16 protein-coding genes are annotated in these 20029 nt (G+C 60.8%); 13 read left to right on the forward strand and 3 right to left on the reverse strand.

The window, feature by feature from the left end:
- Positions 1-163 precede the first annotated feature (163 nt).
- Positions 164-859 (reverse strand): pirin family protein, encoded by a 696-nt coding sequence (locus AC1Q6I_RS33520; RefSeq protein WP_024075595.1) that lies wholly within the window; start codon positions 857-859, stop codon positions 164-166.
- A gap of 218 nt (positions 860-1077) precedes the next feature.
- Here AC1Q6I_RS33520 and AC1Q6I_RS33525 point away from each other — a divergent pair, with 218 nt between their 5' ends.
- Positions 1078-3525, forward strand: a complete 2448-nt coding sequence (locus tag AC1Q6I_RS33525) for a UvrD-helicase domain-containing protein (RefSeq protein WP_102625455.1) — start codon at positions 1078-1080, stop codon at positions 3523-3525.
- 72 nt (positions 3526-3597) lie between these two features.
- Here the strand turns inward: AC1Q6I_RS33525 and AC1Q6I_RS33530 are convergent, their stop codons facing one another.
- Positions 3598-3870 (reverse strand): DUF1652 domain-containing protein, encoded by a 273-nt coding sequence (locus AC1Q6I_RS33530; protein ID WP_024075593.1) that lies wholly within the window; start codon positions 3868-3870, stop codon positions 3598-3600.
- Between the two features lie 256 nt (positions 3871-4126).
- On the opposite strand from AC1Q6I_RS33530, the gene AC1Q6I_RS33535 reads away from it, so the two are divergent.
- Genes AC1Q6I_RS33535 through AC1Q6I_RS33550 form a run of 4 tightly spaced genes read left to right on the forward strand, consistent with a single transcriptional unit; the run spans position 4127 to position 7900 of the window.
- Positions 4127-4936: a helix-turn-helix transcriptional regulator gene (locus tag AC1Q6I_RS33535; protein WP_024075592.1), complete on the forward strand. Its 810-nt coding sequence runs from the start codon at positions 4127-4129 to the stop codon at positions 4934-4936.
- A 49-nt stretch (positions 4937-4985) separates the two neighbouring features.
- Entirely contained in the window at positions 4986-6392 is a 1407-nt protein-coding gene (locus AC1Q6I_RS33540; protein WP_024075591.1) for an NAD(P)/FAD-dependent oxidoreductase, read from the forward strand.
- Between the two features lie 26 nt (positions 6393-6418).
- Positions 6419-6760: a cupin domain-containing protein gene (locus tag AC1Q6I_RS33545; protein ID WP_024075590.1), complete on the forward strand. Its 342-nt coding sequence runs from the start codon at positions 6419-6421 to the stop codon at positions 6758-6760.
- Between the two features lie 60 nt (positions 6761-6820).
- Complete coding sequence (locus AC1Q6I_RS33550; RefSeq protein ID WP_024075589.1) at positions 6821-7900, forward strand: polyamine ABC transporter substrate-binding protein; 1080 nt, start codon at positions 6821-6823, stop codon at positions 7898-7900.
- A gap of 306 nt (positions 7901-8206) precedes the next feature.
- On the opposite strand, the gene AC1Q6I_RS33555 is transcribed toward AC1Q6I_RS33550, so the two are convergent.
- Positions 8207-8992: a helix-turn-helix transcriptional regulator gene (locus tag AC1Q6I_RS33555; protein ID WP_069076140.1), complete on the reverse strand. Its 786-nt coding sequence runs from the start codon at positions 8990-8992 to the stop codon at positions 8207-8209.
- Between the two features lie 200 nt (positions 8993-9192).
- Between AC1Q6I_RS33555 and AC1Q6I_RS33560 the strand changes: the two genes are divergently transcribed.
- The 8 genes from AC1Q6I_RS33560 (at position 9193) to AC1Q6I_RS33595 (ending at position 19920) form a co-directional block, all read left to right on the forward strand.
- Positions 9193-10557: an APC family permease gene (locus AC1Q6I_RS33560; RefSeq protein WP_102625457.1), complete on the forward strand. Its 1365-nt coding sequence runs from the start codon at positions 9193-9195 to the stop codon at positions 10555-10557.
- A 9-nt stretch (positions 10558-10566) separates the two neighbouring features.
- Positions 10567-11670 carry a DmpA family aminopeptidase gene (locus AC1Q6I_RS33565; RefSeq protein ID WP_102625458.1) on the forward strand — a complete coding sequence of 368 codons (1104 nt, stop codon included), beginning with the start codon at positions 10567-10569 and terminating at the stop codon, positions 11668-11670.
- Positions 11671-12042: 372 nt separating this feature from the next.
- On the forward strand, positions 12043-13476 hold the full coding sequence (locus AC1Q6I_RS33570; protein WP_024075585.1) for a serralysin family metalloprotease: 1434 nt from the start codon (positions 12043-12045) through the stop codon (positions 13474-13476).
- A 49-nt stretch (positions 13477-13525) separates the two neighbouring features.
- Positions 13526-13894, forward strand: coding sequence for a protease inhibitor Inh/omp19 family protein (locus AC1Q6I_RS33575; protein ID WP_024075584.1), 369 nt, complete (start codon positions 13526-13528; stop codon positions 13892-13894).
- 103 nt (positions 13895-13997) lie between these two features.
- Positions 13998-15725, forward strand: a complete 1728-nt coding sequence (locus AC1Q6I_RS33580; RefSeq protein ID WP_102625459.1) for a type I secretion system permease/ATPase — start codon at positions 13998-14000, stop codon at positions 15723-15725.
- A 97-nt stretch (positions 15726-15822) separates the two neighbouring features.
- Complete coding sequence (locus AC1Q6I_RS33585) at positions 15823-17115, forward strand: HlyD family type I secretion periplasmic adaptor subunit (RefSeq protein WP_024075582.1); 1293 nt, start codon at positions 15823-15825, stop codon at positions 17113-17115.
- Positions 17116-17117: 2 nt separating this feature from the next.
- Complete coding sequence (locus AC1Q6I_RS33590) at positions 17118-18455, forward strand: TolC family outer membrane protein (protein ID WP_102625460.1); 1338 nt, start codon at positions 17118-17120, stop codon at positions 18453-18455.
- 40 nt (positions 18456-18495) lie between these two features.
- Positions 18496-19920, forward strand: a complete 1425-nt coding sequence (locus AC1Q6I_RS33595) for a polyurethane esterase (protein WP_102642588.1) — start codon at positions 18496-18498, stop codon at positions 19918-19920.
- Positions 19921-20029: the final 109 nt, after the last annotated feature.

The following is a 20029-nucleotide window of genomic DNA, read 5'->3' on the forward strand; positions in this document are numbered from 1 at the left end:
GCGAGCAAGCTCGCTCCTACAGAAGGCGATGTACGCTTAACTGAACGGCATTAGGGCAAGCCCGCTCGCCACAACAATCAGGCTCGCCATTTGCCCGTTCTATCTCTTGACTGACGGGCATTGGGGCTTGCCCCCCCAGGTTTGATTCAGGCAGGGCGTCAGATCAGGCCAGGTCGACCAGCACGATTTCGCTGTCGTCTATCGCGGTCACGCGCAATACCTGCTCATCCTCCACCGCTACGCCATCTCGAGCTTGCGCCCGCAAGCCATTGATCTCAATCACTCCCGTTGCCGGTACCAGGTAGGCGCGACGCCCGCTGTCCAGCCGGTATTCGGCACTTTCCCCAGCCTTCAGGGTCGCCGCCACCAGCCGTGCATCAGCCCGAATACGCAGGCTTTCGCTGTCACCGGCCTTGCCGCTGGCCAACGTGACAAACCCCTCGCGATCGCCCTTGGGAAACGGTTTGGCCCCCCATGACGGCGGCAATCCGGCCTCGTTCGGGATAATCCAGATTTGGAAAATCTTGGTCGGCGTGGCTTCCAGGTTGTATTCGCTGTGAGCGATCCCGGTGCCCGCGCTCATGACCTGTACGTCGCCGGCTTCGGTACGGCCCTTGTTGCCGAGGTTGTCTGCATGGCTGATGGCCCCCTCACGCACATAGGTGATGATTTCCATATCGCGGTGCGGGTGCTGCGGGAAACCGGTACCTGGGGCGATGATGTCATCGTTCCACACCCGCAGGTTGCCCCAGTGCATGCGCTTGGGGTCGTGGTACTCGGCGAAGGAAAAGTGATGATGGGCGTCAAGCCAACCATGATGGGCGCCACCCAGAGTGTTGAAAGGTCGAAGTTCAAGCATGACGGTCTCCTATTGATGAGCCTATCTTCCCTGAGCACATGATCGATAAAAAGCGTAAAAACTGCCTTATTCCTATCTGTAAATCCGATTGATTAGTGGAGTTTTGACTTTCACTTCATCGCCTAACTGCATGAGCGCAAAGCAATTGGCTGGAACTGCGCGCCGATTCCGGCGACCATGGCGCACTCGTCAAAGCCAAGCTCACCCCAGGAGTCCGCGTGCCGCAACAACAGCCTGAACTGCCCCCAGAACTTCGCCCTTTGGCTGAAATGCCGCTGCTGAAACGCCTGGCGGCCCGTTTGTTCGGCCACGGTTTGACGCGCCTGCGCGCGCAGCACCGGTTTTCCTGGTTGCATGGGCAGGCCGATGGCTTTCGCAGCGGGCATGAGGCGGGTGTGGAGTATGGGTATCGCGAGGGTAAGGCCGATGGCCTTGAGGAAGGCCGCCAGGTCCTGTTGATCCGTGATTTCCGCCCGGACGAACACCGTGCCCCCGGCGTGGATGACAACCTGTTCGACGATTGGCGCCTGCCCCTCACCGCCGAGTTGAAGAAGCGCATCAAGGCCGACGTGGCGCGATTGCTGTCGGCCCATGCCCAACCCAGCACTGCCCAGTGGAAGATGATCTTCAGCGACACGCCGTCCACCTCGGTGATTGCCGGCGCCGGCGCGGGAAAATCCACCTCGTTGGTGCTGCGTATCCTGTTGCTCACCCATTACCTGGGCTATGAATTGAGCTCGATGACCGTGGTGACCTTTACCCGTGAGTCGCGCAAGGACTTCATTCAAAAGCTGATGGAGATTCTCAGCTTATGGGGCCAACCTATTGAAATGAAAGAAGCCCAAGCGGTGGTGCGTACCTTTCATTCGCGCATCCTACCCATGGTGCGCAGCCTGCCGGGCTTCGAGCGGCTGCAGGCATTCGAGAACCTCGGGGCCAGCGTCGAGGACGCCGACAGTAACCCGTTCGACCTGCGCATCAACCCAGCACAGCGCCATCAGTTGAACGCCTGTTATCACCAGTTGCAGGGGCGGCATTCACGTTTCCGCGAGCTGATCGCACCGCTGGCGCGCCATGGTCTGCAGCTCAAGGAGCTGGAGCGCGATCACCCGGATGTACAAAAGCGTATGGCGGTGACCGAGCTGGCAGCCAAGCGCGATGAAGAGCTGTGCGATGTGATCGAGGACCTGTGGTTTCGCGCGGGCGCGTGGCCGATCAAAGGCATTGAACCCAACCGTCAGACCGTTGAGATCAATGGTGCGCAGTTTCATTGCCATGGCTATATCCCCCAGCTGGATGCTTGGGTGGTGCTGGGCTTCGACGCGCGGGAAAACGCTCAGGTCAGCCGCCCCAATGCCAAGTTGTCGGTACGCGCAGAGTGGGCAGTGAAGCGCACGCTGTTTCAAGCTTTCTGCCGTAAGCCATTGATATGGCTGGATAGTTACCAATCATCCGAGCGACTTCTGAGTAGCCTCGCCGGTGATGCCAGCGCCGGGCCCGGCTTTGATTACAAGGTCAAAGGTGAGTTGTCGTCGGCACCGCTGCTGGACAGTTTTGTCATGGCGGCGGGCTTTATCGAGAACCTCGGTCTGGACGTGCCCACCGCTGTCGGCCAGATGAGCTTCGCCAAGGACGATCCGGACCGCTTGTTTTTCGAGGCCTTGAGCATCTTCTGGAAAGCCCTGGAAGATCACCTGCTGGACCAGACGCCACCGATCATGACCTATAACCGGATGTTCTCGCTGTTCGGCGAAAACACCCCGGAAAACCTCAAGCTGCTGAGTGATCCGCTGTTGCGGCCGTTGTCGCACCTGATGATCGACGAGTTCCAGGACGTATCGCCGCAGATCGTGTCTTGGATCCGTGCCAGCCTGCGAGAAATCCGCAGCCGTGGACCGGCCATGCACGTGGGGCGTGCGGCTCAGCATTCCTCGCTGCTATGCGTGGGCGATGACTGGCAATCGATCTACGGCTGGCGCGGCAGTTCGCCCAAGTACTTCATGGCGTTCAACCAGGAATTCCCGTCACCGAGTACCACCCGCGTGATGCTCGGCGAGAACTTCCGCAGTCACCAGCACATCATTGATGCGGCTGAACATATCGTGCGGGCGGCGCCGGCCATTCCGGGCAAGAGGGCCAAGGCCAGCGGGGCGCCGAGGGCGTTGGTGCCGGTCACCGTGCTGGCGCGGGATGATGCCGCACTCGGACGCCAGTTGCAGGCGCATTATGAAAAGGGCGAGTCGGTATTAATGCTGTATCGAAAAAGCAGCGATAAGCTACTGATTCAAGAGCATATTCAGTCTGTAGTTAATCTGGATTCCAGCTTGCCGCCCGCCGCGCGACGCCTCAAGCAACTGACGTATCACAGTGCCAAGGGGCTGCAGGCGGATACGGTTTTCCTGCTTGGCGATTGCCAGCACGTGACCAACTCGCCCTACAAGAACCAGGTGTATCGCATGGCGGGCCTGGGCAAGGACGGTGACAGCGAGCCCTATGACACGGCACAAAAGGATGAGGTACTGCGCCTGGCCTATGTGGGCATTACCCGGGCGGTGAGCCACTGCTACTGGTACGTGGAACAACCCGAGGGCCAGGCGGTGAATGTGCCCAAGGCGTCGGAGCGGGTGGATGGCAAGAAAGCGTTTTTCGATGATCAACGCAATTAGCCGGTAAATGCACCTCAGATGTGGGCGGGACAGGCTCCCTCCCACAGGGGTTTGCCGTGTGCTGGATGGGCCTCAGGCCCTCAGCGACTGCGGCGGCACAAACGAGGCCAGTTCATCTTCCACCGCCTCGATGATGCGTTCGACATCGGCGGCATTCATCACCGTGGCACAGGGGATGCCGGCGATGGCGATCAACGTCTCGCCGCTGGCCCGATCGAACAGGCGCGCGACCATGCTGCCGGGCGCGTCCATGCTGCCCTCGAAGCCCATTGGATGAAAATGCCAGCGCATCAGCTGGCAAGCGTTGGGGAACGTCACTTTGCTCATGTTGCGCACCTTGTTCATTGAGCGCTTCCTTTAGCTCGCGGCAAGGGCCAGGACCGTCACTGGTCATGGCACGTGAGAGCTTAAAAGTAGCATCCGTTCACACCCACAATGTGAGTTTTTTCGATCCGTTCGGCGGTTCTTTTCCCATTGTTTGACGTGGGTCATGTCGTACTTGAATCTGGGCAAAAGGCCATTAGTCTGAAGTGACGGCTGCCCATTGAAGGCTGTGCCGAAATTCGGCAATCTCCACGGTTTTCCCGCCACAGAGCCGTTCATGCCCGACAACGCCCCTGACGATGATTGCCAGCACACCCAAGCCACGAGGGCGTTAGTGCTGCGTCACCACCTATGCTGGCGTCATCGGGACCTGGACGGGGTGATGTCCTACTATCACCCGCACATCCAGTACCACGATTTCTTCCAGAACCGTGTCGTCGATTACGCGCAGTTGCGTGAGTACCTGCAAGCCAGCATGCCCCGCGGCCCGGATGAAGCCATTGAGCACATGGACCGTATTCGCGCCGATGGCGATACCGCGTTTATCCAGTACCGAATTACCTTGCGCGGCGGCCAGGGCCTGGTGTCGTTTCGTACCAGCGAGGCGATCACCGTGCGCGATGGGCTGATCTGGCGGGTCAATGAGTACGCTTCGCTGGTCCACGAACAGACGCCCCAAGCCACGCGCCCAACCGTCAGCCGCCTGGGCCTGTCACCTCAGCAACTGGGGCATATGGCCAATGACCTGCAGCAATACTTCCAGCAGCAGCAACCCTACCTGGACCCCGAGCTGGACCTGCAACGGGTCGCCAAGGAATGTGGCTATAGCCGCAATCAGATTTCCTACCTGTTGAACCAGGTGCTGGGGCAAAGCTTCTATCGCTACGTCAACCAGGCGCGGCTCCAGCATTTGCTCGTCGCGCTGGAACAGGCCGCGCCGCCGATCAAAGTGGATGACCTGGCGTTTGCCGCCGGCTTCAATTCGCTCTCGGCGTTCTACAGTGCTTTTCGCCAGCACACGGGCCAATCGCCGAAGGCCTACGTCAAACAAATTTCCCTGCGTGCACGCGCGCAAGACAGCCCCTGACACCGCGCTCTAGGATCCAGCCTATCGAAACGAGGTAGGGGAACCTGGCATGCCGGCATGGCGCAATATCAGTTTATGGATGGATCAACTGGACGACCCGCTGCAGGCGCGGCCGCCCCTGGTCCATGACCTGGACGTCAACGTTGCCATCATCGGCGCCGGTTACACCGGCCTGTGGACCGCCTATTACCTGAAGCGCCAGGCGCCCGAGCTGAAAATTGCGATCATCGAGGCGCAAACCGCCGGTTTCGGTGCGTCCGGGCGCAATGGCGGCTGGCTGATGGGCAACCTGTTGGGCGAAGACCGCCTGCTGGCGGGCCTGGCGCCGCAGCAACGCCGCGCCGCGTTTGACCTGTTGCATGGCATCCCCGATGAAGTGGCCCAGGTAGTGGCCCGCGAAGGCATCGAGTGTGACTACCGCAAGGGCGGTGCGCTGTATTGCGCGGCGCGTTACCCGGAGCAGGAAGGCAGCCTGCGCCGCTACCTGGAAAAGCTCTACGCCCAAGGCCTAACCGAAGCCGATTACCGTTGGCTGAACCCGCAACAGCTGGCCGAGCAGATACGCATCGCCAAGCCCTATGGCGGCATCTACGCTCCCCATGTCGCGACGATCAACCCGGCCAAGCTGGTACGTGGCCTTGCGCGCGTCGTTGAAAGCCTCGGGGTGACCCTCTATGAAAACAGCCCGGTGACCCATTGGCAGTCCGGCAGCCTGCGCACGGCCCAAGCCAGCGTGCGCGCCGGCTGGGTGGTGCCGGCCATCGAGGGCTACGCACCGACGTTGCCGCCCCTGGGGCGTTATCAGCTGCCGGTGCAAAGCCTGATCGTCGCGACCGAACCGTTGCCCGCCAGCACCTGGGATGAGATCGGCCTGAATCACGGCCAGGCCTTCGGCGAGAGCAGCCGGCAGGTTACCTACGGCCAGCGTTCGGCCGACAACCGCCTGGTGTTCGGCGCGCGCGGCGGTTATCAGTTTGCCGGCAAATTGCGCCACAACTTCGATTTGACCGACAGCGAAGTCGAGCTGCGTCGCTATCTGTTCGGTGAACTGTTCCCGCAGTTGAAGAACGTGCGGATTACCCATTCCTGGGGCGGCAACCTCGGCATGTCGCGACGTTTTCAGCCGCACATGCTGTGCGATCACAAGACCGGTATCGCGCTGTCCGGCGGTTATGGCGGGGAGGGCGTCGGCGCCACCAACCTGGGTGGTCGCACCCTGGCCGACTTGATCCTGGGCCGCGACACCCCGCTGACCCATCAACCCTGGGTGATCCGCGACCGCGGCCTGGAGGCGCTCAGGGCCTGGGAGCCCGAACCGTGCCGGTGGCTGGGCTACAACGCGATCATTCGTAGTTTTGTCCATGAAGACCAGGTATTGGCCAACCCCAATACCGCGCCCTGGCGCCGCAAGCTGGCGACCGGCGTGGCGGGCTTCATGGAAGGTTTCATGCACTGAGCCGTTTCACTCACACAGGTACACCCATGAGCATTACTCAATTCAAAGACGCGCTGAACACCCACCTGCCGGACTCGTCACCGGTCGCCGTACCCCTGGGGGAGCCCATCGCGGTGGCGTCGACCTTGAGCGTGGAACGCAGCGATGGCGTCGAAACCGGCATCTGGGCCTGCACCCCGGGCCGCTGGCGCCGCCAGATCAAATCCCAGGAGTTTTGTCACTTTATCCAGGGCCGCTGCACCTTCACCCCGGACGACGGTGAAGTCCTGCATATAGAAGCCGGCGATGCACTGATGTTGCCGGCCAACAGCACCGGAATCTGGGATATCCAGGAAACCGTGCGCAAGACCTACGTATTGATCCTGTAACGCTTTGATCCTTGATCGCCTGCCATAAAAACAGCCCTAAAACCGCCAGGAAATCGAACCATGAAAGCCATTGCCTTGTTGCCCTTGATGTTGGTGGCCTCTATCAGCCAGGCCGCCGAAACGGTGAAGATCTACAACTGGTCGAGCTACATCGCGCCGGACACCACGAAGAACTTCCAGAAACAAACCGGCATCGGTTTCAGCTACGACGTGTATGACAGCAACGAGACCCTCGATGGCAAGTTGATGACCGGTAATTCCGGCTACGACGTGGTGTTCCCGTCCAACCACTTCATGGCGCGGCAGATCCAGGGTGGCGCGTTGAAAAAGCTCGACAGGAGCCAGTTGCCGAACTGGAAGAACCTCAACCCGGTACTGCTCAAGGCCCTCGAAAACAACGACCCCGGCAACGCCCACGGTTTTCCGTACCTGTGGGGCAGCACTGGCATTGGCTACAACATCGACAAGGTCAAGGCCGTGCTCGGTGACAACGCGCCGGTGAACTCCTGGGACCTGATCTTCAAGCCCGAATACATGGAAAAACTCAGCAAGTGCGGGGTGGCAATCCTGGATAACGGCCCGGAACTGTTGCCGATCGCCCTCAATTACCTGGGGCTGGCGCCGCACAGCAAGAACCCTGAGGACTATAAGAAAGCCGAGGCGCTGCTGATGAAAGTGCGGCCCTATGTGGCGTACTTCCACTCTTCGAAGTACACCGGCGACCTGGCCAATGGCGACATCTGCGTCGCAGTGGGCTTCTCCGGCGACGTGCTGCAAGCCGAAAGCCGGGCCAAGGAAGCCAAGAATGGCGTGAATATCGGTTATCAGATTCCCAAGGAAGGCGCGGCGATCTGGTTCGACATGGTAGCCATGCCCGCCGATGCGCCCGATGAAAAAGCCGGCTACGCCTTCATGAATTACCTGTTGGAACCCCAGGTAATGGCGGACATCACCAACTCGGTGCACTACGCCAACGGCAACAGCGCAGCGGATAGCCTGGTAGACCCTGAGATCAAGGCGGACACCAAGATCTACCCGAGCGACGAAATGATGGGCAAGCTATTCGCGCTGGAGGCCATGCCACTGAATATCGACCGGATTCGCACGCGGGTGTGGAACACCATTCGCACGGGCCGCTGAAGAACTAATGTGGGAGGGGCGGTGCGACGATTCGATTTGCCCCCGATGAGGGGGTGTCAGTTGATGCATTTGTGGCTGACCCACCGCCATCGGGGGCAAGCCCCCTCCCACAGTTTGATCTGCATCCATCAGGTAGGCCTCAGTTGGCTTTTGCGGTCTCGGAGCCAACGGGAGTTGTGCTGGTGTACTCGATTAAAAATGTGGGAGGGGGCTTGCCCCCGATGAGGGCGTGTCAGTTGATGCATCTGCAACTGACCCACAGCTATCTGAGGCCCCCCCACATTTGGATTGAGTACAACCTCGGTCTCACGGGTTTTCCAGGTCATGCCCCAACGACTGGATAAACAACGAGAACAGCTCCGGCTGTGACGAGATGTCCAGCTTCGCGTACAAATGCCGACGGTGCACTTTCACCGTATCCGGCGAGATATTCAGGCGCTCGGCCATGGCCTTGGAGGAGAACCCACGCAGCACCAGGCGGGCGATTTCCAGTTCGCGGTCCGAGAGCACGCCGCAGCCGAACTGGCTCAATGCATCCCTGATCTGGCTGTCCATCGCCGGCGCACGCTGGGTGCTTTGCTGCCAATGCTGCTGCATCAATGGCAATACCCATGCCGCCAGGGTGGTCATCAGCCCGGTTTCGTCACCACTGAACCGCCGCTGCATGCCCAACGACAGCGACAACGTTCCCGCACCGGGCAGTTGCAGAATAAATTGCACCTCGTCTTCCAGCACGTTGTCGTGGAAGTAATTGAGGAAGTATTCACTCTGGCGAAAATGATCCGGCGCCACCTCTTCCAGGCGATACACCCCGCTGGCGTAGCCTTCGCGACAGGCCTGGAAGAACGGATCAAGCAGGTACAGGCCATTGAGGTACACCAGCATCGACGCCGGCTTGCTGCTGGGCTGTGCGTCGTACTCCTCCAGCGCCTGGGGCGGGCCCTCCAGGGGGTAGAAAATCGCCAGGGCGTTATCGAAGGGCAGGCATTGGTGCAACAACAGCACCAGCTGTTTCCAGAAGCGCTCGGTGCCGATGTGTGCCAGCGTGCGCCCCAGCCCCGCATGCATGCCGATTTCCCTGAACAGGCTCATGAGTCAGGCTCCCGCCATCAAAAGATCGGCCAAGGGTTCGGCTTTTTACCGGGTGTCGTCAAGGGGAGTACGCCAATAGGGGAATTGGCTGACAAGCCCCCAGCCGATAACGTCGCCATCAGTCAACGGGGAACATATCCCGGACGATCATCATTTTTCGTTTCTGCCTCACACCAAAAACAACGACAGAGGATAACGATATGAGTACTTCTCCCGCGCCAGACGGCGTGCTCAAGCCCACCCTGAGCGTCTTCGATGTGGTTGCCATCACCGTTTCGGCGGTGACCCCGGCCAGTTCCGTATTTGTCATCGCACCGTTTGCCATCCAGCAGGCGGGCAGTGGTGTGTTCCTGGCGTTTGTGATGGCCGGTTTGCTCGCGCTGATGTTCGCCTTCTGTTACGCCGAACTGGGTCGGGCGCACAACAGTGCCGGCGGTGAGTACGTGTACGCCAAGCGCGTATTCGGTGGCATGGCCGGCTACGCGACGTTTCTGACGGTGCTGGTGATGTTGCTGTTTATTCCGCCGGTGCTGGCCACCGGTGCAGCGACTTACCTCAACAACGCCCTGGGCACGAAATTCGACGCGCAAACCGTCGCCCTGGTCATCGTGGTCGGCAGCTACGCCCTGGGCATCCTCAATATCAAGCTCAACGCCTGGATCACCGGCACCTGCCTGCTGTTGGAAGTGGCGGCCTTGCTGGTCATCGTGTTTATCGGCTTCGGCCACCCGGTGCAACCGGCCAGTGTGTTGTTCCAGCCGCAGATCGTCGAAAACGGTGTGTTGCACCTGGCGCCCTGGGCCCTGGTGATCGGTGCGGTGGGCATTGGCCTGTTCTCGTTCAATGGCTATGGCCCGGCGGTGTTACTCGCCGAAGACATGAAATGCGGCGGCAAGGGCGTACACAAGGCTGTGCTGTGGTCCCTCGGGCTGGTGGTGGTGATCGAGATCGTGCCGATCACCGCGCTGTTGATTGGCGCACCGTCCCTGAGTGCGATGATCAGCAGCCCTGACCCCATCGGCTACCTGCTTACCAGCCACGGCAATGAAACCCTGTCACGCCTGGTCAGCGCGGGGATCTTCCTGTCGGTGTTCAACGCCATTGTCGCCATCGTTATCCAGATCGGCCGCGTGGTCTTCAGCAGTGGCCGCGATGCGCTGTGGACGCCGCGCATCAACCAATTGTTCACGCGCATCCATCCACGCTGGGACTCGCCGTGGTTGGCTACGCTGTTCCTGGCGATCCCTTCGGCGTTGTTGAGTTTCAGCTCCAACCTGGCGGACCTCACGTCGTTCAGCGTGCTGCTGATCATGCTGGTGTACCTGGTGGTGGCCTTGAGCGCGCTGATGAGCCGGGTGCTGCTGCGCGACCGCGAGCATCCCTATCGCATGCCTCTGTGGCCGCTGCCGGCGTTGCTCGCGGTGCTGGGCGCGGGGTACCTGCTGGTGACCTTGCTGGTGGCGTCTTCGGTTCGCGACATCATGATCATCATCGGTTTGCTGGCGGTGTCGGTGATCCTGTATTGCATCAGTGGCCGGCTGAGTCCGGCGTTTCAGAAATTGTAAGGAGTGGGTATGCGTGCACGTCAATTGGGCATTACGTTGGGGCTGGGCACGCCCGGCGAATTGAATGCCATCACCGATGTTCCCGGCGTTCGCGTCGGCCACAGTACGCTCAAGACCCGCATCGACGGCAAGCAGGTGCGCACCGGCGTCAGCGTTATCCAGCCGCGCGCCGGGGAGGCGCGGCAACAGCCGTGTTTTGCCGGTTACCACGTGCTAAACGGCAACGGTGACGCCACCGGCCTGGAATGGATCAACGAAGCCGGTCTGTTGACGACGCCGCTGGCGATCACCAATACCCACAGCATCGGCATCGTGCGCGATACGTTGATCGCCCTGGAGCGCGAACGCCTGGCGGACCCGGCGGTGTATTGGTGCATGCCGGTGGTGATGGAAACCTATGACGGCCTGCTCAACGATATCTGGGGCCAGCACATCAAGCCTGCGCATGTGCGCGAGGCGGTGAACAACGCCGAACCGGGCCCGGTACAGGAGGGCGCTGTGGGCGGCGGCACCGGGATGATCTGCCATGAGTTCAAGGGGGGCATCGGCACGGCGTCGCGCCGCTTGCCAGTGGAGCAGGGTGGCTGGACCGTCGGCGTGCTGGTGCAGGCTAACCACGGTAAGCGCCAGGAACTGCGGGTCGACGGCTACCCGGCAGGCCGCCATTTGATGGACATCCCGTCACCGTTTGCCGAGCGTGGCACGCCGGGCATGGGCTCGATTGTGGTGATCCTGGCCACCGATGCGCCGTTGTTGCCGCATCAATGCCAGCGCCTGGCACAGCGCGCCTCCATTGGCATCGCCCGTACCGGCGGGGGTACCGAGGACTCCAGCGGCGACCTGTTCCTGGCCTTCGCCACTGGCAACCAGGATTTGCCGCCCGCGGATTACGGGCGCAAGGGCCTGCCGTTCAGCACCGCGTTGCAGATGGTCAATAACGACCATATTTCACCGTTGTTCCTCGCGGCGGCGGAGGCAGTGGAGGAGGCGATCATCAACGCCATGCTGGCTGGCGAAGACATGACGACGGACGACGGTGTGCAAGTGCCGGGCTTGAACGGCGAAACACTGTTACAGGCATTGGGCAAAGCCGGCTGGAGTGTGTCCCGGTAATAGGGGGCATGTACTTAATGATGTAAGTGTAATAACGGGCTAGATGAATAGTGCCAATGACACCGTGACAATACAGTGGATCCCTTAATGGGGTTTGCCGCTCTACTTGAGCGGCTTTACCCGTATTTAATATTTAAATAACAGCCCTGGTTATTTTGTCGGACAAAAGCAATCGGCCCCCAACAAACACGGCTTATGACTTCTCTAAGTTGCTCCTCTATGATTTTTCCACTGTGTAAATAGAGGTAGACGAAAGTTTTCAAATTGTGTCAGTTTCGATACGCCTTCAAAAGAGGCGAGTGATAGGACGATCTCGCCCGCGGGGTTCCTATCGATAAAAACTGATGCACTTGCAAACAAGGAAGTACGTTTATGTCAAAAGTAAAAGACAAGGCTATTGTGTCGGCGGCGCAAGCCAGCACCGCTTACTCGCAAATCGATAGCTTCAGCCATTTGTATGACCGTGGCGGCAACCTCACGATCAATGGCAAACCCTCCTATACCGTTGACCAGGCAGCCACCCAATTGCTGCGCGACGGCGCCGCGTACCGGGACGTTGACGGCAACGGCAAGATCGACCTGACCTACACCTTCCTGACCTCGGCCTCCTCGAGCACCCTGAACAAACACGGTATCTCGGGCTTCAGCCAGTTCAACGCCCAGCAGAAAGCCCAGGCCGCCCTGGCCATGCAATCCTGGTCGGACGTGGCCAACGTGACCTTCACCGAGAAGGCCAGCGGCGGTGACGCTCATATGACGTTCGGCAACTACAGCAGCGGCCAGGACGGCGCGGCAGCCTTTGCCTACCTGCCTGGCACCGGTGCGGGCTATGACGGCACGTCGTGGTACCTGACCAACAACAGCTACACGCCGAACAAGACCCCGGACCTGAACAACTACGGCCGGCAGACCCTGACCCACGAGATCGGCCACACCCTGGGCCTGGCGCACCCTGGCGACTACAACGCCGGGAACGGCAACCCGACCTACAACGACGCGACCTATGGACAGGACACGCGCGGCTACAGCCTCATGAGCTACTGGAGCGAAAGCAACACCAACCAGAACTTCAGTAAAGGCGGGGTTGAAGCCTATGCCTCCGGCCCGCTGATCGACGACATCGCCGCGATCCAGAAGCTCTACGGTGCCAACTACAACACCCGCGCCGGCGACACCACCTACGGGTTCAACTCCAACACCGGGCGTGACTTCCTCAGCGCCACCTCCAACGCCGACAAACTGGTGTTTTCGGTATGGGACGGTGGTGGCAACGACACCCTGGATTTCTCCGGTTTTACCCAGAACCAGAAGATCAACCTCAATGAAGCCTCGTTCTCCGATGTGGGCGGCCTGGTGGGTAACGTTTCGATCGCCAAGGGCGTGACAATCGAGAACGCCTTCGGTGGCGCGGGCAACGACCTGATCATCGGCAACAACGCCGCCAACGTGATCAAGGGCGGGGCCGGCAACGACCTCATCTACGGCGGCGGCGGTGCCGACCAACTGTGGGGCGGCGCCGGCAACGACACGTTTGTGTTCGGTGCCAGTTCCGATTCCAAGCCTGGGGCGGCGGACAAGATCTTTGACTTCACCTCGGGTTCGGACAAGATCGACCTGTCCGGCATCACCAAAGGCGCGGGCCTGACCTTCGTCAACGCGTTCACCGGGCATGCCGGCGATGCGGTATTGACCTATGCCTCGGGCACCAACCTGGGTACCTTGGCGGTGGACTTCTCCGGGCACGGCGTGGCGGACTTCCTCGTCACCACGGTCGGCCAGGCAGCGGTCAGCGATATCGTCGCGTGATACAAGGGCGCGGCGTTTCGGCGCCGCGCCTGTTGGATGGAGCGTGAAGATGCAGCGTTTTTTCAACTTGATCGCCTGCGTGTTGCAGGCGATGGTCATGTCGGCAGGAGCCCACGCAATGGCGAGCAGTCTTGTTTTACCCACGAGCGCCCAATTGGCCGGGCATTGGCAGTTGCACCAGCAGGACCAGGTGTGTGCCCTCGACCTGCTGGAACCGGCCAATGCCCTGGGCGGTGATGTGGCTTGTGTGACGCAATGGCTGGGTGACAAACCCCTGAGCTGGTCGCCGACGCCCGACGGTATCTGGCTGATGAATGCCGAAGGCACTGGGATCACCCATTTGAATCGCCAGAAGGAAGGCGAATACAAAGGCCGTACGCCATCCGGAACGGAAGTGGTATTGCAACGCGCCCCTTAGTTATTGGTTATAACGCGATCACTCGATGTTATTAGTTGACTGGCCCCGACCAGGGGCTCGGGCAACTTATGCGCGTAATTTGATTCAGGGAAGAGCAAGAGATATGGCCAAACCCCAAGGCGTTGCACCCTTATTCAAGGCGCTGGGTGAATACAAGAGCATTTTGATCAGCGTGGGTTGTTTTACCGCCTTGATTAACCTGCTGATGCTGGTGCCGTCCATTTATATGCTGCAAGTGTATGACCGCGTGTTGTCTTCCCAGAATGAAACGACCCTGGTGATGTTGACGCTGATGGTCGTGGGGTTCTTTGCGTTTATTGGCACACTGGAAGTCATCCGCAGTTTTATCGTGATCCGCATCGGCAGCCAGTTGGAGCGACGTTTTAACTTACGCGTTTATAAAGCCGCGTTCGAACGCAACCTGCAACGTGGCCAAGGGCATGCCGGGCAAGCCCTGGGCGACCTGACCCATATCCGCCAATTCATTACCGGGCCGGCGCTGTTCGCTTTTTTCGATGCGCCGTGGTTTCCCATCTACCTGTTTGTGATCTTCCTATTCAACGTGTGGTTGGGCGTCTTGGCGACGGCCGGCGCAGTGTTGCTGATTGCATTAGCGTGCCTTAACGAATACCTGACCAAAAAGCCGCTGGGGGAGGCCAGTGGTTTCTCCCAGCAATCCACCCAACTGGCCACCAGCCACTTACACAACGCCGAGACCATCCAGGCCATGGGCATGCTCGGTGCCCTGCGCCAGCGCTGGTTTGCCGTGCACTCGCAGTTCCTCGGCTTGCAGAACCAGGCCAGTGACACCGGCTCGGTGGTCACCTCAGTGAGCAAATCCCTGCGCCTGTGCCTGCAATCCCTGGTGCTGGGCCTGGGTGCGCTGCTGGTGATCCGCGGGGACATGACCGCCGGGATGATGATCGCCGGTTCTATCCTGATGGGCCGCGTGCTCAGCCCCATCGACCAGCTGATTGCGGTGTGGAAGCAATGGAGTTCGGCCAAGCTGGCCTATCAGCGCCTGGATGAATTGCTGCGCGAGTTCCCGCCTGAAGTCGAGCGCATGGCGTTGCCCGCACCCAAGGGCCAGTTGAGTTTTGAGCAGGTCAGTGCTGGCCCGCCAGGGCGACGCATCGCCACCCTGCATCAGGTCAGTTTCAACCTGGGCGCCGGTGACGTGCTGGGGGTGCTCGGCGCCTCGGGCTCTGGCAAGTCGACCCTGGCCCGCGTGCTGGTGGGCGTATGGCCGACCCTGGCCGGTACGGTGCGCCTGGATGGCGCGGATATCCATCGCTGGGACCGCGGCGACCTGGGCCCGCATATCGGCTATTTGCCCCAGGACATTGAGCTATTCAGCGGCAGCATTGCCGACAACATCGCGCGCTTTCGCGATGCCGACCCCGAGCGTGTGGTGAAGGCTGCGCAACAAGCCGGTGTGCATGAATTGATCCTGCGCTTGCCCCACGGGTATGACACGGTCCTGGGCGACAACGGCGGCGGCCTGTCCGGTGGCCAGAAACAACGGGTGGCCCTGGCCCGTGCACTGTATGGCGAGCCGCGCCTGATTGTGCTCGATGAACCCAACTCCAACCTCGACACCGTCGGCGAAGCCGCCCTGGCCAGCGCCATTGTGCAGATGAAGGCCCAGGGCAGCAGTGTGATCCTGGTCACCCATCGGTCCTCGGCGCTGGCCCAGGCTGACAAGTTGCTGGTGCTTAACGAAGGGCGTTTGCAGGCATTCGGGCCAAGCCAGGAAGTACTGCGGGCGTTGTCCGGCCACAGGGAGCACCCGCCCCAAGGTAGGAGCGAGCTTGCTCGCGAAGGGCGTTAACGATGACGCGCCCTGATTGGATACACGCGGTAACGGTGAGTTTTTCGCGAGCAAGCTCGCGCCTACAGGTTTTGCGTCAAGCAGTAAGGATGTCAGCATGATTCATGAACAACGCGACGCCCGGTTCTTCGCGCGCATGGGCTGGCTGCTGAGCGTGGTCGGTGCCGGTGGCTTTTTCCTCTGGGCCAGCCTGGCGCCCCTGGACCAGGGCATCCCGGTGCAGGGCACGGTGGTGGTGTCGGGCAAACGCAAGGCGGTGCAAACCTTCAGCCCCGGCGTGGTCAGTCGGATTCTGGTGCAGGAAGGGCAGTGGGTGAAGCAAGGCCAGCCGCTGTTCCGTCTCGACCAGACCCAGCACCAGGCCGACGTGCAGTCCCTGCAAGCCCAGTACCGCATGGCCTGGGCCAGCGTCGCGCGGTGGCAGAGTGAACGCGACAATCAATCGGCCATCACCTTTCCCGCTGAGCTGAGCAACAGCCCCGACCCGGCACTGGCGCTGGTCCTCGAAGGCCAGCGCCAATTGTTCAGCAGCCGCCGCGAAGCCTTTGCCCGTGAACAGGCGGGTATTCGCGCGAATATCGAGGGTGCCAGCGCGCAACTGAACGGCATGCGCCGTGCGCGCAGCGACCTGACCGCCCAGGCCCAGTCCCTGCGCGACCAACTGAGCAACCTGCAACCCTTGGCCGACAACGGTTATATCCCGCGCAACCGCTTGATGGAGTACCAGCGCCAGTTGTCCCAGGTGCAACAGGACCTGGCGCAGAACACCGGCGAAAGCGGCCGGGTGGAGCAGGGCATCCTTGAATCGCGCCTTAAGCTGCAGCAGCACAGCGAGGAATACCAGAAGGAAGTCCGCAGCCAACTGGCCGACGCACAGTTGCGCAGCCTGACCCTGGAGCAGCAACTCACCTCCGCCGGCTTCGATCTGCAACACAGCGAGATCAACGCACCGGCCGACGGCATCGCGGTCAACCTCAGCGTGCACACCGAGGGCGCCGTGGTGCGTGCCGGTGAAACCCTGCTGGAAATCGTGCCCCAGGGCACGCGCCTGGAAGTCGAAGGGCATTTGCCGGTGCACCTGGTGGACAAGGTCGGCACCCACTTGCCGGTCGATATCCTGTTCACCGCCTTCAACCAGAGCCGCACCCCCCGCGTGCCGGGGGAAGTGAGCCTGATTTCCGCCGACCAGATGCTCGACGAAAAAACCGGCGCCCCGTATTACGTGCTGCGCACAGCCGTCAGCGAGGCGGCCCTGGAGAAACTCCACGGCCTGGTGATCAAACCGGGCATGCCTGCCGAGATGTTCGTGCGCACCGGCGAACGCTCGTTGCTCAATTACCTGTTCAAGCCGTTGCTCGATCGTGCCGGCTCAGCGTTGACCGAGGAATGAGCATGAAGCCAGTGTTCATCACCTTGCTGCTGGCCTGCGCCAATGCCCAGGCCGCCATGGGCCCGTTCGATGTGTATGAACAGGCGCTGCGCAACGATCCGGTGTTTCTCGGCGCCATCAAGGAGCGCGATGCCGGGCTGGAAAACCGCACCATCGGTCGCGCCGGCCTGCTGCCCAAGCTGTCGTACACCTACAACAAGGGCCGCAACAACTCCCAGGCCACCTTGCCCGATGGGCGTGGCGGCAATTATCACGATGACCGCAACTACAACAGCTACGGCTCCACGTTCAGCCTGCAACAGCCGTTGTTCGACTACGAGGCTTACGCCAACTACCGCAAGGGCGTGGCCCAAGCGTTGTTTGCCGATGAGAGTTTTCGCGACAAGAGCCAGGCGCTGCTGGTGCGGGTGCTGAGTTATTACACCCAGGCACTGTTTGCCCAGGACCAGATCGATATCGCCCGCGCCAAGAAAAAAGCCTTCGAGCAGCAGTTCCAGCAGAACCGGCACCTGTTCCAGCAAGGCGAAGGCACGCGGACCGATATCCTCGAAGCCGAGTCGCGCTATGAACTGGCCACCGCTGAAGAAATCCAGGCGCTGGATGAGCAGGACGCCTCGTTGAGAGAGCTGGGCGCCTTGATCGGCGTACAGAGCGTCAATATCGCCGATTTGGCGCCCCTGAACCCAAGCTTCGCCGCCTTCACGCTGACGCCGGCCAACTACGACAGCTGGCATGAACTGGCGGTGAGCAACAACCCCACACTCGCGTCCCAGCGCCAGGCCCTGGAAGTGGCGCGTTACGAAGTGGAGCGCAACCGCGCCGGGCATTTGCCGAAGGTCATGGCGTATGCCAGCTCGCGCCAGCAGGAGTCCGACAGCGGCAACACCTACAACCAGCGCTACGACACCAACACCATCGGCGTCGAAGTCAGCCTGCCGTTGTATGCCGGTGGCGGTATTTCGGCGTCCACCCGCCAGGCCAGCCGCGCCATGGAGCAGGCCGAGTACGAACTGGAAGGCAAGACCCGCGAAACCCTGATCGAGCTGCGTCGGCAGTTCAGTGCCTGCCTGTCCGGTGTCAGCAAACTGCGCGCTTACCAAAAGGCCCTGACCTCGGCGCAAGCGCTGGTGGTGTCGACCCGGCAAAGCATCCTCGGTGGCGAGCGGGTCAACCTCGATGCGTTGAACGCTGAGCAACAGCTCTACAGCACGCGGCGCGACTTGGCCCAGGCGCGTTATGACTACCTGATGGCCTGGACCAAATTGCATTACTACGCCGGCAACCTGCGCGACACCGACCTGGCCAAGGTGGATGAGGCGTTCGGGCCGGCACCGCAGTAATTGACTTTCTCGACAATTCCAACAACAGAGAGGCAAGACCATGGGCGTGTTTGACTATAAAAACCTCGGGGCCGAAGGCTCCAAAGCGTTGTTCGCCGATGCCATGGCGATCACGCTGTATACCTACCACAACCTGGATAACGGCTTTGCCGTGGGCTACCAGCACAACGGCCTGGGGCTCGGCTTGCCGGCCACGCTGGTCGGTGCTCTGCTGGGCAGTACGGATTCCCAGGGCGTGATTCCCGGCATTCCCTGGAACCCGGACGCGGAAAAAGCCGCCCTGGACGCTGTGCAACAGGCCGGTTGGACACCCATCAGCGCGAGCGCCCTGGGCTATACCGGCAAGGTCGACGCCCGAGGCACGTTCTTCGGCGAAAAGGCCGGCTACACCACGGCCCAGGTCGAGGTACTGGGCAAGTACGATGACGCCGGCAAGTTGCTGGAAATCGGTATCGGTTTTCGCGGTACTTCAGGCCCTCGGGAAACGTTGATCAGCGACTCCATAGGGGATCTGGTCAGCGATCTGCTCGCCGCTCTGGGCCCCAAGGATTACGCGAAGAACTATGCCGGCGAAGCCTTTGGCGGCCTGCTCAAGAACGTCGCCGACTATGCCAGCGCCCACGGCCTCAGCGGCCACGACGTGGTGGTCAGCGGCCACAGCCTGGGCGGCCTGGCGGTCAACAGCATGGCCGACTTGAGCAGCGGCAAATGGGCGGGTTTCTACCAGGACGCCAACTACGTGGCCTACGCCTCGCCGACCCAGAGCGCCGGCGACAAGGTGCTCAATATCGGTTATGAAAACGACCCGGTATTCCGTGCACTGGACGGCTCCTCCTTCAATTGGTCGTCGTTGGGCGTGCATGACCAACCCCATGAATCGACCACCGACAATATCGTCAGCTTCAACGACCACTACGCCTCGACGCTATGGAATGTGCTGCCGTTTTCCATCACCAACCTGCCGACTTGGATCTCGCATTTGCCCACGGGGTATGGCGATGGGATGACGCGCATCGTGGAATCGGGTTTCTATGCACAGATGAGCCGCGACTCGACGATCATCGTCGCCAACCTGTCCGACCCGGCGCGGGCCAACACCTGGGTGCAGGACCTTAACCGCAATGCCGAGGCGCACAAGGGCAACACATTCATTATTGGCAGCGACGGCGATGACCTGATCCAGGGCGGCAAGGGCGCGGACTTTATCGAGGGCGGCAAGGGCAATGACACGATCCGCGACAGCAGCGGCCACAACACTTTCCTGTTCAGCGGGCATTTCGGCCAGGACCGGATTATCGGCTATCAAGCCACCGACAAGCTGGTGTTCACGGATGTGCAGGGCAGTGCGGATTATCGTGATCACGCCAAGGTGGTAGGCGCGGATACGGTGATCAGTTTTGGCGCCGATTCGGTGACGTTGGTTGGGGTAGTCGGGCTGTCGGGGGAGGGGATGGTTATCGCTTGAAACTGTGGGAGGGGCTGTTGTGGCGAGCAGGTTTGTTGTGGCGAGCGGGCTTGCCCTAATGCCGTTCAGTTAAGGCTTTTTTGTAGGAGCGAGCTTGCTCGCGAAAAAC

This window comes from Pseudomonas sp. MPR-R2A5 (assembly GCF_058793055.1).